This window comes from Pseudoalteromonas prydzensis (assembly GCF_011050055.1).
GTDB lineage: Bacteria > Pseudomonadota > Gammaproteobacteria > Enterobacterales > Alteromonadaceae > Pseudoalteromonas > Pseudoalteromonas prydzensis_A.
The window spans coordinates 1-11547 of sequence record NZ_DRGM01000040.1; the positions used below are offsets into that span (position 1 = coordinate 1).

Consider the following 11547-nt stretch of genomic DNA (forward strand, 5'->3'; position numbering starts at 1 on the left):
AATCGTACTTTTTCAGATTATGACGACATTGTGGAGCAAGTAAGTAGAGCGTGGAATGTGTTTCGTTCAAATATTACTAACGTTAAGCATATGTGCTTTAGAGCATGGACAAATTTGATCACTTAATAAATAGTATTGGTATTACGTAAGTGTCCGACAAAACACACTTAGCATGTCCCCGGTCGATGATAGTGTCGCATTTGTATGTGGCTCTCTACCGCTGTGGGCACTACGTCATCGCCAGGCTCCAAATTAAAACAATCCATATTCTTCAGTTTCTTCTGCGTGTTGATGCATTAAGTGTTGTGGTCTGAAAATAGCACTTGGGTCTATGAGTACGCTATGTTTATGTTCAAGTTTAATCAATCCTCGCATCATATTTTTGGTCTGCGGATCAATATCAAAACCGACATCTGTAAGTTTATCTAAAGGTTTGATATCTTCTTTTTTATAGCTGATATTATCTTCAACCTTATCGACCAATAGTCCGATGTGAGGGTTTCTACCATCTTTAGTGGTAAAAATGATAATTGGCTTATGATCGAGTAGGATCTGTTCTTTCGCTGATTCAAATAACCTGATGAGTTGCATAAAGTTACTGTTGCGCTCTATGTTCAGCTCAGTCATCGCTTGTGTTATATTGCTTTGTTTTACTAACTCAATTATCTTATTTGCACGCATGTACAGTCGGCTGTGGGGAATTTTAAAGCGCTCTATAATTGCTTTGAGATCTTCGTTTTCAGTTTTGAAGTTACTGTACCATTTTGCAAAATTTGATTGCTGAACATCAGTATTATGATCAAAGGGTTGCTTATGCTTGATACTATTTTCCAGTGCAGCAAACCATTGTTGTTGCTTTTGTTGCCACTCGCTAAATAATTCGACCAATGCTTGATTGGTTTCTTGTGTTGATTGTTTATTAAGAATAATCCCTAAATCAAAGATCGGGGTTGGGGTTTCCATATAATCTTTAACACCAATAAAGCTTTTATTGTCGTTTGGTAATGAGGTTAAATTATCTTCAAAGCGTTCAGTTAAAAGTATGTCGAGAATTTTTAATGAAATCGTCTTTTGGCCTACCCTAAAATTAATTAAATCCATACAGCCCTCATCTCCTAGATTGATAGATTAAGAATAGAACATTATTTAGAAAACGCAGTTATTTTGTTACAGCACAGAGCGGTAGACGATATGTTTATTTTTATCAGTTTTATTGATGAATAACGCGTTTATTTGTTTATCTTCACTGAAAATAATATTTAGGCGCTGCATCAAACAATTATGTTGCAGTGGTTGAGGGCAGTGTTGTGCCGCAGCAGTAAATACCATTGCATTCAGATAGCCTTCAAAGTGGATGCGATTTGGTTTGTTAATATTGGCCAGTGCCATATCTTGTAAGAATTCACGGCACCAATAGGCGCTGCATTTATGTGGGTTTGGCACGACTTCGGTGACCATCACTTCACTAGGGTATTTAAGCCGCGCAAATAGGTCTGAACTTGAAGCAAAAGAAACGCTAGTGTATTCAGGGGTAAATTGTTGCTCATAGGCGTTATTTATAAACTCTGATAATGGCTTATAAGTACCTACTAAACTAATGGCAGTCACGCCACTGGCTTTAAGTGTTTTTAGGGCGTTTGCAATATCATGGCTATTACGTTGAAAGCGTGCGACTTTAACTGGTTTTAGGTTAAATTTAGCGAGCGATTTTCTTAGCCCTGACTCTACTACGAAGCCAAACTCATCCGCTTGAATTAACAATCCAATTTGACTGTGATTCTTTTCTTCGACGAGGTATTTTATTTGTTCGTCAGCTTCATCTTCATAGCTGGCGCGTAGATTAAACACATTCATTTTTGGCTGATAATGCAAAAATTCGGCGCCGCTGTAAGGCATTAAATAAGGAGTTTGTAACTTTTCAAGCAGAGCAGAAACCGCGAAGCTTGTTGGTGTGCCCATGGCTCCAAATAGCGCATCGACTTGGTCTTTATAAATGAAGTGACGAGTATTACGAACTGCTCGCCTTGGCTCGTAACCATCATCGGCAACAATAAGCTGCACTTGAGCCCCATTGATGCCGCCACTTTCATTTAGCTTGTTAAAATAGACATTACTACCTTGGTAAAGTTGCTCACCAATTTGTTTTGCAGGCCCGGTTAAGGCGGTAGACATACCTAGTTTTATAACGGGTTTGTTTTTGGCATAGGCAAAGTGGCCGGTAAAGAATAGCAGCAATAAAACAACACTAAGGTAATTTCTTAAGTAAATATTGCTCATACCAATTAGTTACAGCCTGTTTTAATTGTTTATCGAGTGATTTTTTACCGCTGATCTGTAGAGCTGTTTGTGCCTTTTGAGGTGACCAGTTTTGTAATATTAGCCTAATAAAAAGGCATTTGGTATTTTCATCGCAGGTTAACAGGCTGCGAGGTGTGCACCAAAGTGTCCGCCATAGTAAAGGTTTTATGGCGTGTAATTGATAGTCTGTTGTTAATAAAGATTTTAATCGTTTATCTAAGTGGCGATCTACCTGCTGTGGCATAAAAGCTGTAAGTACTTGTTCGACTAATTGCTGATCTAGTTGGTTAAAATGATCGAGTAGTTGCAATGCAAAATCAGACTGAAATTCGCTTTCTAGTTGATCGTTTAAGGTATTGTCTCGACTTAAACTTTTTAGTACCAGTGCCGCATGCTCTGCGGTTGCTTTATCTTGTTTGAACCCCAGTTTGACTAGATTAAAGCCCGCCGCTTGCCAAAACTTTAGTAAGCTGGCATTTGCACCAAAACTGGCACCAAACCAATGGCAGCTTGCAGTTAATTGTTGCTCGCAATGCGCAAGTAGCTTTGAGCCAATCTTGTTGTTATGGTGCGATGGCGCAACAGCAATGCGGACAACACGAGCGCAGTTTAAGGTGAGTATACTTGGCTCAACGGTTAACTGCGCTAAGGTTTGCGCCATTAAGTGGCCTTGCGGGCGGCGTTGGCCACTGGCAATCTGTTCACTTATTGTTGTATTTAAACCGCCTTCAATAGCAATTAAACATACCCCAAGAAGCGTATCACGTTGTTGGCAGACAAAAATACGCTGTGCTGTGGCATCCAGTAGGTGGCGTAAATCATTCACGCTAGTTTGATAGTGCGCTAACGACAATAAGCCCATGACTTGGCGAAGTAGCGCTTCATCACTGGCCAATTCAGTCGCGTTGAGTTCGCTAAACTGAAGTGCTGCATCATCAAACTCAGTGCTTTTATAGTCTGCGTCTAGGGCTAAGAGTTTACAAATATGCTGTTCGAGCGGATCAGCTGTGGCAAAACGAATTGGTAGTTCTAAATTAACACTACGCATATTTTTATAGTGCTTTTCTAAATAGCGTTTAAAGCGCAAAGTATAGCCACGACCGTTACCTTCATAGCCAATCATAGTGCTGGCAAATACGATCCGTGGATAATGATCGAGCATTTTGATAAGCATGGGCACCGGGATTGCCGCGGCTTCATCAACCAGCAGTACATCGCACTGAGGCTGCTCACTTAATAACTGGTCTGGTGCAATGTAACGTAAGTTAGCGAGCTGTTTTTGTTGTGCTTGATAATGGCAGCCTCGCTCAGCAGCAAAATGTTTAAAGCAGCTATGTAGAGCTGTAAATTGTTGTGAACAGATAATAATGTTTTTATCGCTAAGCTTTGCTGCTGCAAGGCCGAGTGCCGCAGATTTGCCTCGGCCACGATCAGCACTGATCAATAATGGCCGGTTCGCTCTTCCCGTTGCGGTTTTAATTATTTGCTCAACACAATACTGTTGCTCTGTAAGTGAAAGTACGCCAGCTTCTGCGCTCACTTTAGGAAGTGGTTGCCAACCTTCAGTTTGGCTAAAATGCAGTAGTGAGTTATTGGTGAGTAAACCCGCTAAACGTTGATTAAAGTAACTGTGCTGGCGTTGTTGCGCAAATGATTGAAAGGTCTCGAGGGCTGGATCGCACCAATGCTGTAAATCAGCCAGCTCTGGTAATAATAAAATAAATAAACCGCCAGCCTGAACAGTGCCACTAAGAGCAGCAAATTTGTCTGGCACTAAGCCACTAAAACCGTCATAAATAACATACTGAAATTCTTGGCCAAGAATTTGATGAGTATGTTCAGGCCAGCTACTGTCAGTGAGTTCGCCACTAGTTGATAATACCTTAACAAGCGGATGGCAAAGTTGCTTGAGTAACTCATTAGCCTGTTGATAACACCAGTTTTGTTCGCCAGTAATGAGTAGCAATTGCCTATGTTTAGCATAGGCAATTTGCGGTAGGATATTACTTATTAACGAGTTAAATGGCTTGTAGTCGTGCATAAACAGTTACTAACCACTTACTACCAAAGTCATCAAAATTCACTTGTACGCGAGATTGAGCGCCACTGCCTTCGTAATTAATAACTGTTCCCATACCAAATTTAGCATGTAATACATGCTGCCCTAAGTTAAAGCCACTTTCTTCAAATGCTGCATGGCTCACCGATGAGCTAAATCGGCCAGCTGCAGGCGGGCGCGATACTTGGGTTTTTATACGAATTTCTTCAATGCAATCTTCAGGCATTTCTCGTAAAAAGCGTGATGGGCTGTGGTATTTTTCTTGACCATAAAGACGACGGCTTTCAGCGTGGCTAATATAGAGTTTTTCCATGGCGCGAGTCATGCCTACGTAACAAAGACGGCGTTCTTCCTCTAAGCGGCCTGATTCTTCGTTACTTTGCTGTGATGGGAACATGCCTTCTTCAACACCAACCATAAATACCAGCGGGAACTCTAGGCCTTTCGCTGAGTGCAGTGTCATCATTTGCACGGCATCTTCATGTTCTTCAGCTTGGCCATCACCCGACTCCAGGGAGGTATAAGCCAAGAATCCTTGCAGTGGTGAGCTAAACTCTTCATCTTCCGGGAGTTCGTATTGGCCACAGGCGCTGATCAGCTCTTCTAAGTTTTCTACCCGAGCGCGGCCTTTTTCGCCTTTTTCAGCTTGATACATCGCCATTAAACCAGATGTTTGAATCGCGTATTTGGCTTGCTCTTCTAGCGTGAGATCGCCAATTTTGTCTTCAATGTGCTCAACCAGCTCAACAAACTTAGTTACAACACTAGCCGCACGCCCTGATAGGTGCTGTTGCTCAACAATGGCTTTTGCAGCGTACCAAAGCGGCAGTGATTCACTGCGTGCACAATCACGAATATGGCTTAGGGTTTTGTCGCCAATACCGCGGGCTGGGGTGTTAATAACACGCTCAAAAGCGGCATCGTCTTGGCGATTGCCAACAAGGCGTAAATACGCCAGTGCGTCTTTAATCTCTTGGCGTTCGAAAAAGCGCATACCGCCGTAAATGCGGTATTTTAAGCCTTCTTGTAGCATGGCTTCCTCAAGCACCCGCGATTGCGCGTTACTACGATATAAAATTGCGGCATCTTGTAAGGCATTACCAGCATTGAGCCAACTACGCAATTTACTGCTGACAAAGCGGGCTTCGTCTAATTCGTTAAAAGCGGCATAAACAGAAATAGGCTCGCCATCATTGCCATCGGTCCAGAGGCTTTTACCCATCCGGTCTGAATTATTTTGAATAAGCGCATTAGACGCTTTTAGAATAGTGGCAGTAGAACGATAGTTTTGCTCGAGGCGAATTGTTTCGGCTTCAAAGTCGGTTAAAAAGCGTTTGATGTTTTCAATTTTTGCACCACGCCATCCGTAAATACTCTGGTCATCATCACCAACAATCATAATGCTGTTGGTATCGCCGGCGAGTAATTTAAGCCATGCATATTGAATGGTGTTGGTATCTTGAAATTCGTCTACTAGCATATGGGCAAAACGTTGCTGGTAATGACGCAACAATGTTGGATTGTTTTTTAGAACCTCAAAACTACGCAGTAATATTTCGGCAAAATCAACTAATCCAGCACGGTCACAGGCTTCTTGATAAGCGGTGTAAACTTTGAGCATCATTTGTTCGTTGATGTCGTAAGCTTGGATATCTTTGGGGCGCAGGCCTTCATCTTTCTTGGCGCTGATATACCACCCAAACTGTTTCGCAGGCCACTTTTTGTCATCAATATTCATGGCTTTTAATAAGCGTTTGATCATGCGTAGTTGATCGTCTGAATCTAAAATCTGAAACGCTTCTGGTAAGTTAGCTTCACGGTGATGGGCGCGCAAAATACGATGTGATAAGCCATGGAAAGTACCAATCCACATACCACCGACGGGGGCTTTAAGAGCCTCTTCAACGCGGGTTCGCATTTCTTTGGCAGCTTTATTGGTAAAGGTTACTGCAAAAATACTGTAAGCAGAGGCTTGCTCTACTTGCATCAGCCAAGCGATACGATGAACGAGTACTCGAGTTTTTCCTGAGCCTGCGCCAGCCAGCACCAACATATTTTGAAGTGGGGCAGCAACTGCATCCCGTTGCTTATCATTTAAACCGTCGAGTAATTCTGAAACGTCCATCATCACGCCTTTTCAATCAATATTAAAAGCAGTATAACAGGTGTTTTTGTTAGGCTAAATAAAATACTGTTTTTATAACCAGCTATTTATAAAATAGGCAATTAAGTTACTGTATTGCTAATAATATATACAGGGCGAGTAAGTAAAATACTTATTTAAAGTTGCTAATTTGACCTAAATTTGGCAAAAAATACCAAAGCGGTAAATTGGTAATAATTTAACTGTATGATTTGTAAGCTTTAATAAATTGGCATAAAGTGTGTAAGTATAACTAGTAATTACAAATACAAAATTAATTAAACTACAGAGGTTAGTATGTCTCAACAAGGTTCTGGCGGAAATGTAATCGCCGCTCTATGTAATATTTTTTTCCCCGGTTTAGGGCAATTGGTGCAGGGCCGTATTTTAGCTGCGCTTGTTTTTGCAATTCTGGTTTTTGGCGGTTATGCGCTATGGTTCTTAGTGGTTCCAGCAGTAATAGGTGCCGTGTTCCATTTATGGGCAATTATTGATGCTGCACGCTATCGCTCAGGCGGCTAGCTAAATTGATTATGCTTAAATAGCGCCTTATGGCGCTATTTTTGTATCTGGCTTTATTTATTCAGCACTGACTAGGGTATAATCCCGAGCATTAGTTGTATTTAGGTAAAGTTATGGAATACCAATTTATACGCGATCCAATCAGTGGCCTGCGGATTAAAATTAGCAGTGAACATGCGGTTATTGGTCGTTGGTTAAATGAAGAGATCGGCAAAGACAAAATTGCCATGGTACAGGCTTTAATAGCCTCAGTATCAAGTAGTTTTGAGCCGTTAACGCTACAGGGCCAAGAAATTGATTTGATTTTAAATAAAGATGAAGCCATTTTTGAAGCCCATGCCTTGCACCAAGATTCTGAAGACTTGTTTGCTTATCAAGATGATGAACTGATGCTCGAAGAAAATGGTTTAAGCAGTGGCTGTGGTTTTGAAGATTTTGTAGATCTGATTAATTCATGGCAAGAATTTACCACCGGCAGGTAAGCAGAGGGTTAAAACCCTCTGCTAATTACGCTATTGCTCAGATACAGATTTTACTGCCGCTAATAGTAAGCTTTCAGTAAGGCGAACTTTATAATTAGGGTTTGCGTACTGAAAATGCACTAAACCTTTCTGGTCAATTACAAAAACTGCCGGCACAGGTAAGGCTACCTTCGCCTTACCATCAAGAGACACAAAATTTACCCCTAGTTTATTACGATAAATAGTCGCGGTTTTATCATCAAGGTAAAAAGCTAAACCAAGCGCTTGGCTAAGTAATAGGCTATCGTCAGAAAGTAGCTGATAATTTGGTGAATCTATTTTGCTTTCAGCCAATTTTTCTGGACTATCTGGTGATACTGCAATAATTTGCGCACCTAGGTCAGCGAGTTCAGCTTCAATTTTTTGCACATTCGCTAATTGCTTCGAGCAATATGGGCACCAACCACCACGGTATACGATAAGCACCGTCGTTTTTTCAGCAAAACGTTCAGCTAAAGTAACATTTTTACCTGTTTTATCTTTCAGTGCGATTGCTGGCACTGTTAAGCCGGGCATCAATGGACTAACTTTTTCAGCCTGATCCGCAATATTTGTAGCCGTTGCAGCAGCCACTGATGTAGCCATTGATACAGTAATTGCGAATGAACAAGCGCGTAGGATTGCTTTTAACATGTAAGTCTCTAATAATTTTTTAAACGTGTGGTATATAAGATAGGCTAATTGGAGAAATAATTTCATTAGATCTCACTTACCTGTATTATTACTGCAATTAAAATAGTAACTGGAAGAGATATGTCTGCCAATTTAAATAAACTAGTGGTGATGCTAGAAATGCAAAATGCGATGAACACCAAAGTGCATGAGCAATGGTTTAGCCAAGGCTTTGAATGGTATCGTGCTATTTGGGTTGAATGTGCAGAAATGCTTGATCATTACGGTTGGAAATGGTGGAAAAAACAAACTCCAGATACCGAGCAAGTTATTTTAGAACTGGTTGATATTTTTCATTTTGGTTTATCGCTACGCATTGATGGTGAGACTAGCTACTTGGAGCTAGCTAAGCAGCTTGAGCAACAATTAAGCGCACCGCAACAAGGCGATGATTTCAAACAAACGTTAGAGACTCTAGCAGCATCAGCTGTCGCAGAAAAAACTTTTAATGCAGCGGCATTTGCTGGTTGTATGGCGCAAATAGGCATGGATATCGATGATTTATATCGTGGCTATGTTGGTAAGAATACGCTTAACTTTTTCCGCCAAGATCATGGTTATAAAGAGGGTAGCTATATTAAAGTGTGGAATGGCCAAGAAGATAATGAGCATTTAGTTGAGGTGGTTAAAAGCCTTGATACTGAGCATGCTGATTTCGCAAAGCTTGTTTACCAAGGCTTAGAGGCTCGTTACCCGAAAAACTAAGGGAGCAGAGTACGAAAATCGGTCACGTTTAAGTAGTCACTGATTTCATTGTGCGGTTGTTTGCTATCAGGGTTTGCAACCGCTAATAAATGGCCAATACCATATTCTTTAGCTGCATTTAGCACGGCCAAACTATCATCAACAAATAACGTTCGTTGTTTCTTAAAACCTAACTCAGCTTGTACTTGCTGCCATAATGGTTGGTGCTCTTTACTTACACCATATTGATGCGTTGAGATCACGCCATCGAGATAATTATCGATGTTGGTTTGTTCAAATTTAAGCATCACACTTTCCGGGTGTGCATTGGTCAGTAAGATTAACTCTTTACCTGCTTTTCGTAATGCAGTTAAAAATTCTGGTACATCTTCACGTACTTTGATCAAATGCTGGTGTTGACGCTTTAACTCCAGAATTGGCAGGTGAAGTTGTTGCTCCCAGTACTCTAAACAATACCACTGAAGTTGCCCGCTGACCGCTTGATAACGTTTGAGAATATCAGCTTTAGCCTGCGCCAAGCTGATGTTTTGTACAATGGCGTGCTGTTCGGGGATCACGGTAAGCCAAAAGTGAGTATCAAAGTGGAGATCAAGCAAAGTACCATCCATATCTAATAGCACTGTATCGATTTTCGACCAATTTAGCATAGGAATTTCATCTTATAGGGTTTATTATTGAACTAACTGCCATGATAGCAAATTAATGCCAATGACACAGAAAAAGCACCCAACACCACCACAGATCCTTAGCACCGAAGTCGTTGCTAAGAGTCGATTATTTACGGTGGAATCACTTGAATTAAAATTTTCAAATGACGAACAGCGTCAATATGAACGGATCCGCGGCGGTGGCCGTGGGGCTGTAATGATAGTGCCAGTAACGGCTGATAATGAACTGCTGTTGGTACGCGAATACTGCGCTGGCACCAATGATTATCAACTAGGCTTTCCGAAAGGGTTAATAGATCCTGGCGAAACCCCAGAGCAAGCAGCTAATCGAGAGCTAAAAGAAGAGGTGGGTTTTGGCGCAGAGCAATTACAGCCACTGAAAACGGTGTCTATGGCGCCAAGTTATTTTAATGCCACCATGCACATTTTATTTGCACAGCAACTTTATCCGCAAACCTTGCCTGGTGATGAACCAGAACCTTTAGTGGTTGTTAAGTGGCCATTAACTGATTGGCAGTCATTATTGCAACAATCAGACTTCACAGAAGCACGAAGTGTTGCAGCTTTGCTATTATTAACTCAGTATTTAGAATCAGGAGCTGCGGATGATTGAATTACTTGAGCCATGTATTGAGCTTGCGCAAAGCGCAGGAGCTGCAATTATGGCTATTTACAAGAAAGATGATATTGGTCAGCAAGAAAAGTCAGATCACACACCCGTCACTAAAGCCGATTTAGCCGCTAACGATGTATTAGTTGCTGGATTAAAAGCGCTGGCGCCAGATATTCCTATAATGTCAGAAGAGACACCCATCCCTGCTTTAGCAGATAGGCAAGATTGGCAGCGTTACTGGTTACTCGACCCTATGGATGGCACTGGAGAATTTATTTTAGAAAGCGGTGACTTTGCGGTAAATATCGCTTTGATTGAAAACAATCGCCCAGTGCTTGGGGTGATTTATTGGCCTGCGAAAGCAACCACTTATTTTGCCTGTTATCAAAATGGCGCATTTAAGCGTATAGATGGTAAAGACCAACAAATTAATGTTGCCACTCCAGATAACTTAACTTTGGCGGTTAGTCGTCGCCAAAAGATTGAAGCAGTAAGTCAGTACTTAAATATGCAGTTCACAACGGTTGCTGTTGGTTCATGTTCTTTAAAAGCCTGTATTGTCGCTGAAGGTAAAGCTGATTGTTTTTTACGGATCGGGCCAACTGGAGAGTGGGATACGGGAGCATCGCAAATAATTGTTGAAGAAGCGGGGGGCTGTATTACTGATGCTGAGTTTAACCCGCTGACCTATAATCAACGTGAGAGTACAGAGAATCCTGACTTCATTGTAATGGGACACCCCGATTGGGAATGGCAAAAAATGATAAATCCGCATCAAAGAGCCGTTTAATTACCCTGTTTGTTTGCTTTTTGTGCGGTTGAACAGCTTTAAGCAGTTTAACTGTTGCATTATAATATGATTCCTATACTATAGCGCTCTCTTCGAAACAGGCTCGCAAATAACGCGAAATTGTTGAATAAGAAATTACAGGCGCGGGATGGAGCAGAATGATAAATCATTCGCCGGACTGCTTAAACCTGAAGTCGAAAGTCGTCGGTTCAAATCCGACTCTGGGACTATAAACATACAGGCGCGGGATGGAGCAGCCTGGTAGCTCGTCGGGCTCATAACCCGAAGGTCGTCGGTTCAAATCCGGCTCCCGCAACCAATTCTTCATAGGTTTGGTGCATTGGAAGTTTTAAAAGGTCGTCGGTTCACTCTTCACCTTTCACAGCTCCCGCAACCAATTATTCTAAAGATATGGTTACTGTAAACTCTAACTTAAGAGATAAAATTAAGTAGTCGATAGACTTAAAATATACAGGCGCGGGATGGAGCAGCCTGGTAGCTCGTCGGGCTCATAACCCGAAGGTCGTCGGTTCAAATCCGGCTCCCGCAACCAATT

Annotated in this window: 11 protein-coding genes and 2 tRNA genes; 7 read left to right on the forward strand and 6 right to left on the reverse strand. The window is 41.6% G+C overall.

What is annotated here, in order from left to right:
* Nucleotides 1-252: 252 nt before the first annotated feature.
* The 4 genes from ENH88_RS03550 to uvrD form a co-directional block, all read right to left on the reverse strand.
* On the reverse strand, nt 253-1101 hold the full coding sequence (locus ENH88_RS03550; RefSeq protein ID WP_304179579.1) for a chemotaxis protein: 849 nt from the start codon (nt 1099-1101) through the stop codon (nt 253-255).
* A 66-nt stretch (nt 1102-1167) separates the two neighbouring features.
* Nucleotides 1168-2277 carry an ABC transporter substrate-binding protein gene (locus ENH88_RS03555; RefSeq protein WP_304179581.1) on the reverse strand — a complete coding sequence of 370 codons (1110 nt, stop codon included), beginning with the start codon at nt 2275-2277 and terminating at the stop codon, nt 1168-1170.
* Complete coding sequence (locus tag ENH88_RS03560; protein ID WP_304179584.1) at nt 2246-4339, reverse strand: GNAT family N-acetyltransferase; 2094 nt, start codon at nt 4337-4339, stop codon at nt 2246-2248. The genes ENH88_RS03555 and ENH88_RS03560 overlap by 32 nt, the downstream gene beginning before the upstream one ends.
* Entirely contained in the window at nt 4317-6482 is a 2166-nt protein-coding gene (uvrD, locus tag ENH88_RS03565) for a DNA helicase II (protein WP_064668529.1), read from the reverse strand. Before uvrD ends, ENH88_RS03560 begins: the two co-directional genes overlap by 23 nt.
* A 315-nt stretch (nt 6483-6797) precedes the next feature.
* Here uvrD and ENH88_RS03570 point away from each other — a divergent pair, with 315 nt between their 5' ends.
* Complete coding sequence (locus ENH88_RS03570) at nt 6798-7022, forward strand: hypothetical protein (RefSeq protein WP_013463755.1); 225 nt, start codon at nt 6798-6800, stop codon at nt 7020-7022.
* 113 nt (nt 7023-7135) lie between these two features.
* Nucleotides 7136-7504 carry a YacL family protein gene (locus ENH88_RS03575; RefSeq protein WP_145242569.1) on the forward strand — a complete coding sequence of 123 codons (369 nt, stop codon included), beginning with the start codon at nt 7136-7138 and terminating at the stop codon, nt 7502-7504.
* Between the two features lie 30 nt (nt 7505-7534).
* Here the strand turns inward: ENH88_RS03575 and ENH88_RS03580 are convergent, their stop codons facing one another.
* Nucleotides 7535-8176, reverse strand: coding sequence for a peroxiredoxin-like family protein (locus ENH88_RS03580; RefSeq protein ID WP_304179597.1), 642 nt, complete (start codon nt 8174-8176; stop codon nt 7535-7537).
* Nucleotides 8177-8296: 120 nt separating this feature from the next.
* Between ENH88_RS03580 and ENH88_RS03585 the strand changes: the two genes are divergently transcribed.
* Nucleotides 8297-8920: a dUTP diphosphatase gene (locus tag ENH88_RS03585; protein ID WP_304179599.1), complete on the forward strand. Its 624-nt coding sequence runs from the start codon at nt 8297-8299 to the stop codon at nt 8918-8920.
* On the opposite strand, the gene yrfG is transcribed toward ENH88_RS03585, so the two are convergent.
* Nucleotides 8917-9567 (reverse strand): GMP/IMP nucleotidase, encoded by a 651-nt coding sequence (gene yrfG, locus ENH88_RS03590; RefSeq protein WP_304179602.1) that lies wholly within the window; start codon nt 9565-9567, stop codon nt 8917-8919. The genes ENH88_RS03585 and yrfG overlap by 4 nt on opposite strands.
* Before the next feature lie 61 nt (nt 9568-9628).
* Here yrfG and nudE point away from each other — a divergent pair, with 61 nt between their 5' ends.
* The 4 genes from nudE to ENH88_RS03610 all read left to right on the forward strand — a co-directional run bounded on the left by nudE (nt 9629) and on the right by ENH88_RS03610 (nt 11544).
* Nucleotides 9629-10201: an ADP compounds hydrolase NudE gene (gene nudE, locus ENH88_RS03595; protein ID WP_304179604.1), complete on the forward strand. Its 573-nt coding sequence runs from the start codon at nt 9629-9631 to the stop codon at nt 10199-10201.
* The gene (gene cysQ / locus ENH88_RS03600) at nt 10194-10991 is read left to right on the forward strand and encodes a 3'(2'),5'-bisphosphate nucleotidase CysQ (protein ID WP_304179606.1); all 798 of its coding nucleotides are present in this window, start codon (nt 10194-10196) and stop codon (nt 10989-10991) included. Before nudE ends, cysQ begins: the two co-directional genes overlap by 8 nt.
* Before the next feature lie 242 nt (nt 10992-11233).
* Nucleotides 11234-11310 (forward strand) — tRNA-Met (locus ENH88_RS03605).
* A gap of 157 nt (nt 11311-11467) precedes the next feature.
* Nucleotides 11468-11544 (forward strand) — tRNA-Met (locus tag ENH88_RS03610).
* Nucleotides 11545-11547 lie beyond the last annotated feature (3 nt).